The organism is Sulfuriferula sp. AH1 (assembly GCF_002162035.1).
In the GTDB taxonomy this organism is placed as follows: Bacteria; Pseudomonadota; Gammaproteobacteria; order Burkholderiales; family Sulfuriferulaceae; genus Sulfuriferula.
The window spans coordinates 25,247-39,138 of record NZ_CP021139.1 but is presented as its reverse complement, the minus strand read 5'-3'; the positions used below and the strand labels follow the sequence as shown (position 1 = coordinate 39,138).

Annotated in this window: 15 protein-coding genes; 7 read left to right on the top strand and 8 right to left on the bottom strand. The window is 58.9% G+C overall.

What is annotated here, in order from left to right; translation table 11 throughout:
- Nucleotides 1-10: 10 nt before the first annotated feature.
- From CAP31_RS14705 to CAP31_RS14670, 8 genes are all read right to left on the bottom strand, one after another.
- Nucleotides 11-208, bottom strand: a complete 198-nt coding sequence (locus CAP31_RS14705; RefSeq protein WP_087448439.1) for a hypothetical protein — start codon at nucleotides 206-208, stop codon at nucleotides 11-13.
- 12 nt (nucleotides 209-220) lie between these two features.
- Nucleotides 221-1,171 carry a BsuBI/PstI family type II restriction endonuclease gene (locus CAP31_RS14700; protein WP_087448438.1) on the bottom strand — a complete coding sequence of 317 codons (951 nt, stop codon included), beginning with the start codon at nucleotides 1,169-1,171 and terminating at the stop codon, nucleotides 221-223.
- Entirely contained in the window at nucleotides 1,168-2,628 is a 1,461-nt protein-coding gene (locus CAP31_RS14695; protein ID WP_087448437.1) for an Eco57I restriction-modification methylase domain-containing protein, read from the bottom strand. The genes CAP31_RS14700 and CAP31_RS14695 overlap by 4 nt, the downstream gene beginning before the upstream one ends.
- A gap of 14 nt (nucleotides 2,629-2,642) precedes the next feature.
- Complete coding sequence (locus CAP31_RS14690; protein ID WP_087448436.1) at nucleotides 2,643-3,428, bottom strand: hypothetical protein; 786 nt, start codon at nucleotides 3,426-3,428, stop codon at nucleotides 2,643-2,645.
- Between the two features lie 16 nt (nucleotides 3,429-3,444).
- Nucleotides 3,445-3,663 (bottom strand): plasmid partition protein ParG, encoded by a 219-nt coding sequence (locus tag CAP31_RS14685; RefSeq protein ID WP_087448435.1) that lies wholly within the window; start codon nucleotides 3,661-3,663, stop codon nucleotides 3,445-3,447.
- A 20-nt stretch (nucleotides 3,664-3,683) separates the two neighbouring features.
- Entirely contained in the window at nucleotides 3,684-4,313 is a 630-nt protein-coding gene (parA, locus tag CAP31_RS14680) for a ParA family partition ATPase (RefSeq protein ID WP_087448434.1), read from the bottom strand.
- A 126-nt stretch (nucleotides 4,314-4,439) separates the two neighbouring features.
- On the bottom strand, nucleotides 4,440-6,821 hold the full coding sequence (locus CAP31_RS14675; protein WP_087448433.1) for an LPD7 domain-containing protein: 2,382 nt from the start codon (nucleotides 6,819-6,821) through the stop codon (nucleotides 4,440-4,442).
- Nucleotides 6,811-7,296 (bottom strand): hypothetical protein, encoded by a 486-nt coding sequence (locus CAP31_RS14670; protein ID WP_223247456.1) that lies wholly within the window; start codon nucleotides 7,294-7,296, stop codon nucleotides 6,811-6,813. Before CAP31_RS14670 ends, CAP31_RS14675 begins: the two co-directional genes overlap by 11 nt.
- A gap of 294 nt (nucleotides 7,297-7,590) precedes the next feature.
- Between CAP31_RS14670 and CAP31_RS14665 the strand changes: the two genes are divergently transcribed.
- The 7 genes from CAP31_RS14665 to CAP31_RS14635 all read left to right on the top strand — a co-directional run bounded on the left by CAP31_RS14665 (nucleotide 7,591) and on the right by CAP31_RS14635 (nucleotide 13,881).
- A complete protein-coding gene (locus CAP31_RS14665; protein WP_087448431.1) occupies nucleotides 7,591-8,004 on the top strand; it encodes a hypothetical protein in 414 nt (137 codons plus the stop codon).
- Nucleotides 8,001-8,696: a StbB family protein gene (gene stbB, locus CAP31_RS14660; RefSeq protein WP_087448430.1), complete on the top strand. Its 696-nt coding sequence runs from the start codon at nucleotides 8,001-8,003 to the stop codon at nucleotides 8,694-8,696. The genes CAP31_RS14665 and stbB overlap by 4 nt, the downstream gene beginning before the upstream one ends.
- Before the next feature lie 543 nt (nucleotides 8,697-9,239).
- Nucleotides 9,240-10,841: a type IV secretion system DNA-binding domain-containing protein gene (locus tag CAP31_RS14655; RefSeq protein WP_223247455.1), complete on the top strand. Its 1,602-nt coding sequence runs from the start codon at nucleotides 9,240-9,242 to the stop codon at nucleotides 10,839-10,841.
- 457 nt (nucleotides 10,842-11,298) lie between these two features.
- Nucleotides 11,299-12,021 (top strand): P-type DNA transfer protein VirB5, encoded by a 723-nt coding sequence (gene virB5, locus CAP31_RS14650; protein WP_087448429.1) that lies wholly within the window; start codon nucleotides 11,299-11,301, stop codon nucleotides 12,019-12,021.
- Between the two features lie 14 nt (nucleotides 12,022-12,035).
- On the top strand, nucleotides 12,036-12,521 hold the full coding sequence (locus CAP31_RS14645; RefSeq protein WP_087448428.1) for a hypothetical protein: 486 nt from the start codon (nucleotides 12,036-12,038) through the stop codon (nucleotides 12,519-12,521).
- The gene (locus CAP31_RS14640) at nucleotides 12,518-12,775 is read left to right on the top strand and encodes an EexN family lipoprotein (RefSeq protein ID WP_087448427.1); all 258 of its coding nucleotides are present in this window, start codon (nucleotides 12,518-12,520) and stop codon (nucleotides 12,773-12,775) included. Before CAP31_RS14645 ends, CAP31_RS14640 begins: the two co-directional genes overlap by 4 nt.
- A gap of 2 nt (nucleotides 12,776-12,777) precedes the next feature.
- Nucleotides 12,778-13,881 (top strand): type IV secretion system protein, encoded by a 1,104-nt coding sequence (locus CAP31_RS14635; protein ID WP_087448426.1) that lies wholly within the window; start codon nucleotides 12,778-12,780, stop codon nucleotides 13,879-13,881.
- Nucleotides 13,882-13,892: the final 11 nt, after the last annotated feature.

Sequence of the window (13,892 nt, the reverse complement as noted above, 5' to 3'; positions counted from 1 at the left end):
GTGCCCGAATTCAGGAGGCGGGCAGCTCCGGCTTCTCCCCCTCCGGCCACGCGATAACAACGCGCTCGGCCTTTTCAGGGAGTGGTGGCAATAGATGTTCGTCACGCGGTAGCAGAAAATACATGCCGCCATCGTCGGCAGGCCGCGCCCGGTACGGGTCGGGGCGCTCGGCCGGGGTGTTGTTATGAGTAGGTGATTTTTTGCTCATTTACTCAAATCCTCAATCTGCGTAAGGGCCAAGGAAACGAACGCCGTTGAAGTGGATCAGGTGAGACGGTGCATCAGCCACCCACACTTCGGTTTCCCATGCGATTTCGCCAAGGTAGCGGCCCATGATGGCCCGGTTTGGAAAGGCGGTCACATAGACCAGCCCTGCAGTCGATCCGGCAAAGAGCTTTGCCAGCTCGGCGTGTCGCTTGCCATCGACGGGGCCATGACTGGTGACAGACTCAACCAGCAGCAGCCAGTTTTTCGCGGTGAAGTGCAACACCACGTCCGGCATCTTGCCGTGTGAATCCACGTCCACACCCAGCCCGGCCAGCAACGCCGCGTCGAAGTAACCCCACTTGTCGCCAGTGTCGCCGGCATAGACCAGCACGCTACCCGGTGCGAAGCGCTGGGCGAAGTCCTCGACGATGGCCCGGATCAGTTCGCTATGCTCGCCGGGACTGAGGGTGATTTCTTTTCCCGGCGCAATCTCAACCGGGATGCGGTTTTGCTCTCGTGCCATTGCGTAGCGGGCAACCAGCGTTTCACGCCCGGCCAGATAGGCCGTAAGGCCGTCATGCCATGCGGGCGTGCCAAAGGTACGCAGCAAGGCCAGCGCGGCGGGTTCGATCTGATAGACCGCCTTCGGGCTGTTCACCGGGCGGTCGGGCTTGTCCGGGTTGTAGAGCGCCACGCCAGCATCGCAGAACTGGTGCATGGTCTGGCGGCGGAAAGTCTCGCGGGTGTTCGGTGCGTATTCCTTGCCGTAGTGCTCCCGCGCCCAATCCATGATTGGGGTGATACCCACAAGCGGGTTTTCAGCGTCGGCCCATGCCTTGCCCGGCGTGAGGTTCAGCAGGGCCAGCAAAGAAAGGGCGGAACGCTCGTTTTGTTGTGCCCTCGGCAGGCCCAGCGAAATGATGACCTGGTGCGCGGCCTCGATGTTGTTGTTCTGGTCTGTCATGCAGTCAATTTCCCTAGTTGTTCATCAATCATTTCCTGCGTGATTTCGCTGTTCCGCTTGGCCCATTCGCCAAGCTGGATAAGAGCATCACGGCTCGGGTACTTCATCAGCTTGAGGTCGGTAGCGTTGACCTGCGTATGACCGTTAAAGCGGCGGAAACACTCATCTACGGCGGTCGTGTTCAGGAACACGGCCAGCCCTCTTGCCAGCAGCTCAGGCAAGCCGCGCTTGTTCTCATGAAAGAGGTTCATGTGGTTCTCGAACCCAAGCACGGTATGGCCGCCAAAGGCGGCAGGATCAACCACGCTAGCCACTACGCGGCGCTTTTCTTCCTTCGATGAAAACCGGCGAACCACGCAATAAAAGCCGTTCGGATAAAGCCATTTGTCGGTCGCATCGTTGCGCAAGATCGCGTTCGGCTTCTTCAAGCCCGGCACGGGCCAGACTGTCCCGGTCATGCTCAAGTGGCCGGGGTAGATCAGCGGCACGGTGCCGGCCTCGGGCATATCGCGCAGGTGTTCTTTCAATCGGAAGTCCACGACTGGCCCGGTCGATACCTTGATGCCAAGATCGGCCAGCGTGTAGCGCACGGCGGGCGATAGCTCGATGGTGCTTTTCTCGGTCGTGGTGGGCACATGAATAAACCGCTCGGAGTCATCCGGGAACACGATCCGCTCAAACGGGTGTTCGTTCGTGGTTATGTCCTCGAAGCTGTCATCGGTCGAAGTCGTGACCGTTACCGGCCCTTTTTGGCCGCCACGCTCAAGCCGGATGATGATGTTTTCCTGCAAAACCTCGTCATCCTTGAACGCCTTGCTACGCGAGTCGAACAGGTGCATGTGGCGAATGGCTGCACGCTCAAGAATGAAGTCACGGAACGGGCGGTAATACGGCCCATTGCAGAAGCTGCGCGGGATGATCGCCACGATCTGGCCGCCCGGTGCTGCCATTGCCACGGCCAGCGCCACAAAGGCCGAATACAAGTTCACCGTCTCAATGCCGACACTGCGCAGGGCCAGCCGGTGCGCTGACTGGCTGTTGATCTTCTTGTAAGGCGGATTGAGGATCGCATGGGTATAGCCTCGATCCTGCAGACCTTCGGCGGCTGCCAGCTCGATGTAATCGCCCGCAATGATGTTCGCTTTCACTCGGCTGTAACCGGCCAAGTGCTGCGCCAGATGCGCCCGCAAGGTGTCGTCAATTTCGTAGGCGGTCGCCTCCACCTTTTCAAATGCAAAGCCTCCGGCCTTCCATCGGTCAAGAAAGGCGCAGGACAGGGCACCAACCCCGGCGCCGGCATCCAGTAGGCGGCCGGTCTGCACGGTGCTTGGCGGGAACAGTGACGCCATGAAACGCGCAACACTCGAAGGCGTCATGAATTGCCCGAATTCAGCCTTGTATTTCTGCGCGGTACGGGGTGCAACCTCTCGGCGCACGTTATCGGCCAGCTCAAGCATTTTGGTATTCCTTCTTATCGTCCGTAGTCATGGCCGGCCTCTGCCTCATAGTTGCCCTGCTGGTCGCGGCTGATTTCCACGTCGTCGCCCACGTCCATTTCTGCGCCCTCTACCTCTGGAACCATCACGCGGTCGCCGTCGGCCTCGATGACGTAGGCCGGGCTTTCGTTCTCGCGCTCGATCTGCGCGACGACTTCACCGGAAAACGCCTCGTCACGGGCCAGCAAGCGGGCTTCGTGCTGCTCGGCCAGTTCCACCAGTGCCGGGCTGTGGTCGCCGGCCTGCGGCACGGCCGGGCCGCCGCCGTAGATGCCGCCAAACATTTGCACGCCGGTTCGGTGGGCCTCGGCCAGCTCGGCCAGCCGGGATATTTCAGGGTCGATGCGCTCACGCTCCATGCCGCCGCTGCTCGATGGGCCGCCCTGCCCTTCTGCGGCCAGCTCCTGCCGTAGCTCGGCGTTCTCGATACGCTCGGCGGCATGCAGGCCGGCATAGTCCGGGCGCGGGTCTGCGGCCTCGATGGTGACGAACGGGGCGGCCTTCTCGCTGTCGCCACGCACTGCGGCCGGTGGCAACGGGTCGCCGGCCGGGCCGCCCGCCTCACGCTCGGCCGCTGGCTGGTCGCGCTGCTCGACTTCAAAAGCACGCTGCCGACACTCGGCCAGCTCGCGGCGCAAGTCGGACAGGCGGGCCGGTTCGGTTTCGGTCTGCAAGGCCAGCTCAAGCGTGCCGCACTGCTCGCGGATCAGATTCAGGTCTGTAGCTGAATCAATCGCTCGCTCATTTGTGTATTCACTCATTTAAGTAATCGCTCCTTTACTCTGGAAGCTGTGCAACGTAGTCGCTCAACACCTCTTTGATGCTCTTGCCCTGCTTCGTGGCATACAGCTTCAATTTGATGTGCTGGTCGCGGTCCAGGTCGAAGTTCACGCGAACGGTGGCGGCTTTGTCGGCAAGGCTGGCAAGGGTGGCGGCTTTGCTACTTTTGGCGCTTGGGCGGCCGGCGCTGAGTGTGCCCTTAGTGGTGGCGGTCATTTACTTATATCCTCATTTACTCAAGCGAGTTTTTGCTTAATTTCGTTCATCAGGGCGCGGATTTCGCTGGCCCCGTCGCCGTCTGGCTCGGCGTCAAGAATGGTTGTCCCCGCTGCAGCCGTGCCGGGATAGCTCACGCGCTGCGTGATGCGGGATTCAAGAACGGGCAGGCCATAGCCGGCCAAAGCCTCGGTGATTTCCGCGCCTATGCGCGTGCCCTTGATTGCCCGCGACACGACGAACGCCGCCTGTAGCTTCCCGTCCGTGACCTCGATGCGCTGTTTCACCAGCTCGACAAGATCGGCTGTCGCCCAAATGTCGTAAGGGCTAGGCTGCACGGGTATCAGGATGAACGAGGCGGCCTTGATCGCTGAAACGGCAAGGTCTGCGGCCTGCGGTGCGCCGTCGATCACTACAAAATCTTTATGACCGATGGCCTTTAGATCGCGGTCAATGGTCGGTCGGTCGATACCGACAACCGTAACGGGGTTCTCGTCCAGCACGGCGGCCCAATCGCGGGCGCTGCCCTGTGGGTCTGAATCGACAAGCAACACGCTAGCCCCGTCCAGTTGCAGGGCGCGGGCTAGGTGGGTGGCGATGGTCGTTTTTCCTGACCCGCCTTTCTGGTTCAACACGGCGATAACCTGCATGGGGCCTCCTGAGTGAATGAAATTAACGTGCATTTACTCATTTGAGTATAGCAAGAATTCGCACGTTAAGTAAGAACTCTTTTACTCATTCGCTCATTTTCAGCAAAGCCCGGCAGGGCAGGGCGGTTAGCGCCCTCGGCCGTGGTCTGGCTTCTGTGCCTGCTGCTCGCGTTCGCGCTGCGTGGCCTGCTCTGGCTGGTCGCGCTCGGGCTGCTGGCCGCCTTGTGCCGCCTTGCTCTTGGTGAAGTAGTCGCGGCTGGCTTGGGTGGCTTCCCGGCGCTGGCTGTAGCGGTCTTGCAAAGCCTTGTCGCTGAACTCGACGTATAGGCCGGAATCGGCCGCCACGTCGGCCATCATGTTGTTGTATTCCTCGGAACCGCCACGCAAGCGGATATGCGGGCCGAACTTGGCAAGGGCGAGGCGCAAGCCCTGCTCGATGGTGTCGCGTTCCTGCTGGCCGAATTCCACGGCTTCGCCCCGGTCGGTGAACATGGCCCGCTTCTGCTGGTCGTAATAGGTCACGTTGCCCTGTTGATCGACCTTGTACGCGGCGGGCTTCATGATCGGCGCGGCCTCGGGCTGCTGGCCGATCTGGTGCTCGATGCGCTCGCCAGTAGGGGCACGCTGCGGGCTGCGCTGCCGACGCAGCTCGGCCAGTGCATCGGCATCGCCGTTGCCTGCACGCTCGGCCAGATAGGCCCGGTACTGGTCGGCCGGCTTCATCCGATAACGGGCCTTCAAGGCTTCACGCTCGCCGGCAATGGCCTTGCGTAGCTCTATATCCTTCACCACCTTGCCCATGCTGGAAACCGACAAAGCCGCCTTGCGTTCTGCCGGCTTCAAAGCCCGGTCATTCTGAACGGCCCGGCGCTCGCCCAGGTATTCACGGCGCAGCTCGGCGCGGCGCTCCTGCTCGCGCTTCTTCTGCTCCTGCCAATCCTGTTCCCGGCGCTCGCGCTGCTGTGGTTGCCAGTCACGTCGGTACTCGGCCCAAAGGTCACGGCGCAGGGCAGGGCGGGCCTGCTGTGGCGCGGCATGGCCGATTTGCTCGGTGTAGGTCTGTTGCAAGATCGGCGCGGCATCACGCCAAGGTAAATGCAGCTCTTGGGTGAGGAAGTCGGACACGTTCAGATTTCGCCGGCCGCACCGGATGCGGTCGCCGCCGTCCTTGCCCTTGGTCACTTCGTATTTGTCGGGCATCACGCCATGCGTGCGGCTGACGCTCGCCAGCAAGCGGGAGGCGTCCAGCTCGCGTTTGATGGTGTTGAACTCTGCCCGGCTGCTGTCGGTGCCACGGGCGGCACGCTCGCGGCGCTCGGCCTCGTACTGGCCCACTACGCTATCGGTCTGGCGGCCGTCACGCTCACGCGACGGGGCCGGGGTCGGTTCACTGGTGCGGGCCAGCTCGGGCGCTCTGGCAGGGGCCGGGCGCTCTTGCTGCGGGTCGTGGGGAACTTCCACAGCCGGGCGGTGCTTGGCGTAGAACGTAGTCGCACGTTCGGCCAGAATCGCCCGGCGCTGCTCGGGGTCGGCTTCACGATAGGCGGCATAGGCTTTGCGGTTGCCGCTGTTCATGTATTTCAGCTCGGCCGCCCGCACCTCGCGCCACTCCTGCAAGCGTGCGGCAATGTCGGCCGGGGTAGGGCGGGGCGCTTTGGCGTCCTCGTACCCTGCGCGGATTTCGCCGGCCAGCTTCTGCCGCTTTTCAGCGGTGGGCATTTCGATGAATTCACGGCTGAAAACGTACTCTTTCAGGTTCACGCCCTTGGCCGCGCCCTCTGGCTTCACGTTGAGATATTCGCCGGCCTTGCCCGCGTTGCGGGTCTTGGTGTCGCCATGCTCGGCAACGATGGCCCGGAACTGGTCGAAGTCGGTAACGCCCTTGTCCAACACGTCGGACAAGATGCGCTCTTTCAGGTCGTGATTTGCGCCCTTGAAATAGTCGCCCTTGTAGCGGGAAATAATCGCGCTCTCGTCGGTGAACTCAATGCGCCGGTTATCTTTCGGACTGGCAAGCCCAAACTTCGCATTGATATGTTCTTGGAACGCTTCGAGAAACTTGGTTTGCTGGTCAACCTTTCCAAACGGGTTTAGGTTCTTCTCGCTCAAAAGGTTGTATTCAGGGATGACAATATGAATATGCGGCTTACGCTCGATCAGCTCGCCGGTTTTCTGATTGGTGTAGGTCTTTAACTTCGGCAAGTGCGCTTCGGCATAGAAGTTATATTCATCACCTTCATAGGCAGTCATGGCGAATTTCTTAAATTCGTCGGTGATTTCCTGTAACTTGTCCCGGCTGATTTCGTCCTCTTTGAAAGCCAGCGTGATATGCAAATAACGCTCGCCGGTTTTGTCCATATTGCTGATAACGGCGTCGGTTAATTCCAGATCGCCCGACAAGATAACGCGCTCGTCCAGCTCGTCCCGGCTGTAGTCCCGGCCGTCTTTCTGCCCTTTCTCCAGGTACTCTTTTATTCCGGCATCGCCGCCACGCACTCTAATCAGCATCGCGGATTGCCTTTTTCATTACGTCGGCCAGCGTTTGCAGCTCGGCCAATATCCCGGCGTAAGTTGCCGGGGTGACAGTGCCGGCCAGCTCGGCGGCGTTGGCCGTGTGGGCAAGCTGGTTCAGGTTGTTGCTGGCCTTGTTGAACAGGTAAATCAGCCGGCGCTTGTCGCTGCTCGGCTGCGCCCGTGCGACTACCTGCGTTCGATTGGTCAACACCGCATCACGGAAGAACTCGGACGGCTTCACACCGGCCGCGTTGGCCTTGGCCAGATAGGCGGCATGGTCGGGCAGGGTAAGCCGGAAACTTACCGTGCGGGTTGGCTCTTTGGGCTTGCGCGGCATGGTCGCGGCTCCTGTCTCGTGCCCGCCTCGATGACACGGGGCAGGGCGGTTAATGACCGGCTGCGAAGCGGCCGGGCGGCTTGTGCTGCTGGTGACGAATCCGCGACCTGGTGGGCGTGGATCTGTCGCCATGCGGCCCGGCTCCCGTAGGGGGCCGGTGGCAGGTTTCCAAAGGGGGGCACCCCTTTGGGCACGGGATATGTTTCAAAACGCGGAGCGCTTTTGTAAACATATCCGACGTGCCTATCTGTGCTGCACATCACGGCAGCATTCTACTGCCAGCGTCGAAAGCCTGTCAATGTGTGTCGAATTGGTGTATAAACAATGGCTAGAACGGTCTAACCATGTTAAAAATACGTTTAAACAAGGTTGATTGAATGGCGAAAACTGTCTAAACTTGTTGAATGTTGGCAAAGGAGCCTATCAGTGGACGCAAACGAGTTCTTAAAGAAGGTCACGCCAGCCGGGCAACGCTCCCGGCTGGTGCCCTTCTGGAACGACATAACCAAGCTCCGGCAAAGCGGCTGCACGTTGGAACAGGTGTGCGAATTCCTCGCCGCCAACGGGGTGCAAATGTCGATTGCCGGCCTGTCGAAGTACATCAAAAGACGTGAGGAGAAAGGAGAGAAAGCAGACCAAACGCCCGCATTTGGTCATGACCAAAAACCACTGCCAGCATCACCGATTCAAGGGGCAGCAGAGGCCCCGCAAGACAGCGAACCCGAAGTATCAGGGTTGAGCAAGCAAGCGCAGCGAGAGCGCCGCGCACAAGAGTTCATCAGGCCAGAAAACACCAATCCATTGCTTAAAAAGCTATTGCCCAAGGAAACCAAAAAATGAAAATCGCCGTTATCAACTTCTCTGGAAACGTCGGAAAATCGACCGTAGCCCGCCACCTATTGGCCCCTCGCATGAAGGGTGCCGAAATTATCCCGGTCGAGTCGATCAATTCTGACGGCAGCGAAGATGAGGCCATCCGTGGGAAACAATTTGGCGAGCTGCAAGAAGCGCTCGCCCTCATGGATGATGCAGTTATCGACATTGGCGCTTCCAACGTCGAAGACTTCATCAACAAAATGACCCAATACAAACGCAGCCATGAGGACTTCGATTTCTTCGTTATCCCGACCGTGGCGAAATCCAAGCAGCAGCGCGACACAATCAGCACCATTGATGCACTTTCTGAAATTGGCGTTCCTGCCAAGAAAATCCGCGTGGTTTTCAATATGCTGGAAACTGACGAAACACCGGAGCGCGTTTTCCCCGGCCTGTTTGAATATGCAGCATCCGCCAAAAATTTCACGCTTCGGCCTGACGCCGTTATTCACATGAATGACATATACGGAAAGCTCAAAGGCGCGGGCCATAGCATTAAAGACATTCTCGAAGATCAAACCGACTTCAAAGAGAAGATCAAAACGGCGGCGGATTCAGCGGAAAAACTTCAATATGCGCAATTGCTGTCTATCAAGCGACTTGCCGAAGGTGTCTCCGACGAACTGGACGCGGTTTTTAAAACGCTACTTAAATAACCGGGGGCACTCATGGCTAATACCGCTCAAGGGGTCTTGATTGCTGAATTGCTCGGCGACGTAGGCAAACTGCACGATGACATAAAGGCGCTTCCCGGTAATTTTGAAAAGGAAGTAAGCCCGACGCTCGGGCCATCCTCAAGGCCACGGAAAAGGCCCACGGCGCTATCGTCCAGCTCGGTACGGCGGAAAAAGCCTCGTTCGGAAACTTCGCGGCGGCCGAAAAGGTCGCGCTGCGGGACTCTCTCAAGGCGGCGCTGCGCGAGGAAGCCGGCGAAGCGCTCGCCAGCGTGGCCCGCGAACTGGTGGCCTCGGCCCGCATCCATCAGGACGCGGCGAAGGGGAGACGCGGCAACGCTGGCAATGGATTGCCGTTGCCTTCGCTGGAAGCCTCCTAGCGGGCGCGCTTGGCTTCTACGGCTCGCACCTGCTGTATGGGAAACAGATTGACGAACAAGCGGCCTTCGGCCGTGCCGTAGGCACGGTGTGGGACAGTTTGGACGCCAAGACAAAAGAGCGGATTCAGGCCGCAAGGAATAGCCAATGAAACCATCACTTGCCCTAACCCTGCTGCTGCTGGGCGGCTCGGCCTTCATGCTCGGCCGCAACCTGTTCAACACGATCAAGGGCAGAGACCCTGCGACGTGGGTAACGTGGCTATGGCTCAGCGCGTGGACTGTGGCCGTCGTTTACGGCCTCGGCTCGGCCGTTCCTCGCATGGTCGCCAGCGGTGAATCGTCGGCCCTGCTCTCTATCGGCGTGGCCGTGGTGGCGGTGTTCTGCCAGACCCGGATTTGGGGCCACATGATGGCCCGCGCCAACTACGCGCCGCACGGCCAAGAAACGGTCATCAGGGGCACGGAAGTTGTCGGCGGCTCCGATCTGCAAGCCCGCATGTACGGCGACAAGGCGAAGCCGGCCGACGTGGATATTGAGATTGGCGGGGTGGTCGTTCCGCGCATGTTGGAAGCGCAGCACATGCTTTTCAGCGGCACCACGGGCGCGGGCAAGACGCAAGCGATTAACCGGGTTCTGCGGGCTGTACGGGCACGCAATGAGCGGGCCTTGATCGCAGACCCGGCCGGGGGGTTCTTCTCCCGCTTTGGTCGTCCTGGCGATGTGCTGTTTAACCCGTTTGATCGTCGTTCGGTGGATTGGTCGCCCTTCGCTGAAATCCGGGCTGAATACGACTGCCAGCGTATCGCAAAGGCCGCCGTGCCTGACGGAACGGGGGAGGGTGCAGAGTGGCACCACTACGCGCAAACGCTGCTCGGTGAAACGCTTTTGGCCCTGCATCTACGCGGGGAACGGTCGGTAAAGCGGCTGCTGCACTATGTCAGCTCGGCAGACATAAAGGAGCTGGGCGAACTGCTGGCCGGCACGCCTGCGGCCATCCTGTGCGCCAAGGGCAATGACAAGATGCTGAACAACACGCGGGGCATCATCGCTACCTATCTCGGCGTGTGGCGTTACCTGCCTGACGCTGGCACGTTCTCCGTGCGTGAGTGGGTGCAGGATGAAACCCGCACCGGCTGGCTATTCGTGACCTACCGCGACGATCAAATGGGGATGCTGCGCGGCCTTGTGGCCTCGCTGCTGGAACTCGGCATTGTCGAAGGCTTGAGCCTTTCGGAAAACCAAGATCGCGGCTTGTGGTTCGTGTTCGATGAGGTCGATTCACTCGGCAAGGTGTCCAGCCTGCGCAGTGGTCTAACCAAGCTGCGCAAGTACGGCGGGCGCTGCGTGCTTGGCCTGCAAACGGTATCGCAACTGCGCGAAACCTACGGCAAGGACGAGGCGCAAACGCTGCTCGCCAATCTGTCCACAAAGCTGATTTTGCGGGCTGGCGACAATGAGACGGCCGAATATTTCAGCAAGGAACTTGGCGAACAGGACATTGACCGGCTGCAAATGACGACGGGGCAGGGCACCAGCTCGGGCGGCCTGACGAATCCCGGTCAAAGCTCGGAATCGTTCAATACCAACTACAACATGCAGCGCGTGCGGCAAGCCGCCATCATGTCGTCGGAAGTGCTGAACCTGCCCGACCTGCAAGGCTTCCTCAAGATACCCGGCCAGCCGGTTGCCACGGTCAAGATTGACTATCAGGCCATGCCAGAGGTCGAATCGGCATATCTGAGTTAATGAGTAAAAACCCCTTAAATTCATCTACTCATTAGCCGGTTTCGGTGCTATACTCAAATGAGTAAATAAGTGGTGACAGGCTGGCTTCCCGCCTCGGTGCGCCTGTCACCATCGACGTAATCGCGCCAAAATGGGAAAATTGGGTATGCCAAAGCATTGGGTTTTGGCATGCATGGATAAGTAAAACGAACGCTGATTTTTATGCCCTAAGAACGCCTCGGCGTACCGGGTGCGGCCCCGAAAAGAACGGGCCTGACAGGTGGGAAAGTAGCTCGTAAGAGCCACCAGACAAGCAGCGGAAAGACGCGCCGTATAGACCACATCCCAAGAACGCCTCGGCGTGCCGGATACGGGCCTTAAACAAGCCCTGACAGTCGGGAACAGTAGCTCGCAAGAGCCGACAGACAGACCGGAAAGACGGCCCGGCGTTCGCCCTCAACCTTTTGGAGTGGCGAACATGAAAAAACTTTCAATCTCTTTGATCCTTGCCGGTGGCCTTTCGCTGTCGTCGGCCTCTTTCGCTCAAATTCCCGTCACTGACGGCGCATCCATCGGCCAGCAAATCGCGGCCCAGGTCGAAACCATTGCGAAGTGGAAACTTCAATATGACCAGATGATGAGCCAGATTGAGCAAGCCAAACAGCAATATGAATCTCTGACCGGCTCGCGTGGCCTCGGCACCATCATGAATGACCCGGCCATGCGGGACTACCTTCCGGGCGACTGGCAGGCGGTTTACGACAGCGTGAAGAATGGCGGTTACTCGGGCCTCTCAGGCACAGGGAAAAGCGTTTATGACGCGAACAAAATCTACGATGCCTGCGGGCATTTCACGATTGCACAGCAGCGCACTTCTTGCGAAGCCCTAGCGGTGAAGGGTGCGCAAGACAAAGGCTTTGCCCTTGATGCGTACAACGCTGCAAAGAGCCGCATCAATCAAATTGACCAGCTCATGCAGAAAATCAACCAGACGCAAGACCCGAAGGCCATTGCCGAGCTGCAAGCCCGGATTGGCGCTGAACAGGCCAACATTCAAAACGAGCAAACCAAGCTGCAAATGTATGCGATGGTCGCGGCTGCGGAAGATCGCGTGCAAGCACAACGGCAGGCGGAAATCAATGCAAAAGCCAACGCCCGGCGCGGTTGGGCACAGCCCAAAACCGTGACGTTTGGCAACTAAGGGAGGTGTGAAAAATGGTCTCGTATCTGCATCTTCCAATTGTCGTGCTGTGCTTCTTCTTACTGCTGGCGATGTGGCGTTTTTGGGCCTGCATTGACCGCATGGGTTTTACCCGCGAAGTGGGCAAGCGTGCACCTTCCATGATTCATGGCGACATCCTCGCGGCCGTGTTTGCCATCATGCCTTTTCTGATAGCTGCCGTTGACTGGTTGGGCGTTCCCCTGCCTCGCCAGCCTGCGCCGATTTCGCCCCTGCTGGCTGTGGTTTTATCCGGTGGTTGCCTTGGGGCCTGCGTGTTCATTCTGCGGAATTCTGGCGAACGCTTCGCCGGACATTGGGTAGGCACTCGGGAAAGCGCCCTGCGCACAGTCGCCGCTCTGCGCATCATTGATGCCGCCGAGCTGGCCCACGCCATGAACTATGTTCAGGCACACGAAGCGCACGCCACTCGCAGCCGGGGCCATGTCATTGACGCCGAAGTGCAGGAGGTACGGAAATGAAAAATATCGTCCTCTTGACGCTTCTCGCCATCCTCGCCGGCTGCGGTGAAAACACGCCAGTTCAAACCGTAGATTGGTACAAGGAACACGAAGCCGAACGTAAGGAAATGCTCGCCAAATGCAAAGCTGATCCTGGCCGGCTTAGGGAGTCCGCAAACTGCGTAAACGCTCAGCAGGCGGACAACCAAAAAGCCAACGCCCGGCGCGGGTGGGTAACACCTAACGCCGTTGATTTCGGCAAGAAAGGAGATTGAACATGGCCGGCCCTATGCTGTTTCAATTCATTGGCGAGACTATCGACACCGCCCTAAACACCTACGTGAATACAACGGCGGGCGCGGTCGTCTCCACATTCGTAACATTGGCGGTTCTACTGACGACGTTTCATTACGTGATGAACGGCTTCATGATGGTTTTGGGGAAGGTCGAAGCCCCTTTTTCGACTTTCCTGCTTTCATGCGGCAAATTCCTGCTGATTTCCGCTTTTGCTCTGAATGCGGATATGTACCTGACTTGGGTTGTTGAGGCCATACGCGGTCTGGAATCGGCTTTGGCGGCCTCTTTTTCCGGCAGCAATGGCATGTCCCCAACGTCGGTTTATGGCGTCGTTGATGATGCGTTCGGCAAGGGCTTGGACTTGTCGGCGCAACTTTGGGAAAAAGCCGGGAATCGTGGATGGAGCGAAACGGGCATGGCTGTAGGCGAATATATAAATGCCTGCATCATCGCCCTTGCAACTCTAATCATTGCCCTTCCTGCGGGAGCCATGATTGTGATGGCTAAGGCCGTACTGTCGATCATGCTTGGCATCGGCCCGCTGTTCGTCATGCTCTTGATGTGGGCACCGACAAAGCAATTTTTTGACCGCTGGTTTAGTGTTGTCATGACTGCGTTGTTTCAAATTGCGCTATTGGCTGCGGTGCTCTCTTTCGCTATTAAAGCGTTCTTGGCATTTGTCGGGCCTGTCGATATTGACAGCGACCAAAACCCGCTATTCACGTCCTTGCAATTGCTGGTCGTTTCGTCGGTGATGTTGTATATCCTCTACACGGTCAACAACTATGCAGCGCAGCTTGCGGGCGGCATGTCCTCTGCGGCAATTACGTTCGGCGGAATGGCACGCAGTGCGGCCGGCATGGCTTCTGCACCAGGTCGTGCAGCGGGTGGCCTAAACAACATGGTCAACCCAACATCAACGCGCCTTGACCCTCGCACCGGCCATCAGACAACCGCCCGACGTGCAGAACACTTGGCAATGGGCCGCAGTATTTGGGCGCGCAATCCTGCTTACCGTGAAGGTGTCAAGGAACGCTTGGCATCGGCTTGGGGGAAACAGCCGGGCGGAAAGGTGGAGAAATAAACCATGTTCAG

What these genes read in the sequence shown, in the direction of transcription:
- CAP31_RS14705 (WP_087448439.1), bottom strand. Translation starts at nt 208, where the DNA reads ATGAGCAAAAAATCACCTACTCATAACAACACCCCGGCCGAGCGCCCC.
- CAP31_RS14700 (WP_087448438.1), bottom strand. Translation starts at nt 1,171, where the DNA reads ATGACAGACCAGAACAACAACATCGAGGCCGCGCACCAGGTCATCATT.
- CAP31_RS14695 (WP_087448437.1), bottom strand. Translation starts at nt 2,628, where the DNA reads ATGCTTGAGCTGGCCGATAACGTGCGCCGAGAGGTTGCACCCCGTACC.
- CAP31_RS14690 (WP_087448436.1), bottom strand. Translation starts at nt 3,428, where the DNA reads ATGAGTGAATACACAAATGAGCGAGCGATTGATTCAGCTACAGACCTG.
- CAP31_RS14685 (WP_087448435.1), bottom strand. Translation starts at nt 3,663, where the DNA reads ATGACCGCCACCACTAAGGGCACACTCAGCGCCGGCCGCCCAAGCGCC.
- parA (WP_087448434.1), bottom strand. Translation starts at nt 4,313, where the DNA reads ATGCAGGTTATCGCCGTGTTGAACCAGAAAGGCGGGTCAGGAAAAACG.
- CAP31_RS14675 (WP_087448433.1), bottom strand. Translation starts at nt 6,821, where the DNA reads ATGCTGATTAGAGTGCGTGGCGGCGATGCCGGAATAAAAGAGTACCTG.
- CAP31_RS14670 (WP_223247456.1), bottom strand. Translation starts at nt 7,296, where the DNA reads ATGGCGACAGATCCACGCCCACCAGGTCGCGGATTCGTCACCAGCAGC.
- stbB (WP_087448430.1), top strand. Translation starts at nt 8,001, where the DNA reads ATGAAAATCGCCGTTATCAACTTCTCTGGAAACGTCGGAAAATCGACC.
- CAP31_RS14655 (WP_223247455.1), top strand. Translation starts at nt 9,240, where the DNA reads ATGAAACCATCACTTGCCCTAACCCTGCTGCTGCTGGGCGGCTCGGCC.
- virB5 (WP_087448429.1), top strand. Translation starts at nt 11,299, where the DNA reads ATGAAAAAACTTTCAATCTCTTTGATCCTTGCCGGTGGCCTTTCGCTG.
- CAP31_RS14645 (WP_087448428.1), top strand. Translation starts at nt 12,036, where the DNA reads ATGGTCTCGTATCTGCATCTTCCAATTGTCGTGCTGTGCTTCTTCTTA.
- CAP31_RS14640 (WP_087448427.1), top strand. Translation starts at nt 12,518, where the DNA reads ATGAAAAATATCGTCCTCTTGACGCTTCTCGCCATCCTCGCCGGCTGC.
- CAP31_RS14635 (WP_087448426.1), top strand. Translation starts at nt 12,778, where the DNA reads ATGGCCGGCCCTATGCTGTTTCAATTCATTGGCGAGACTATCGACACC.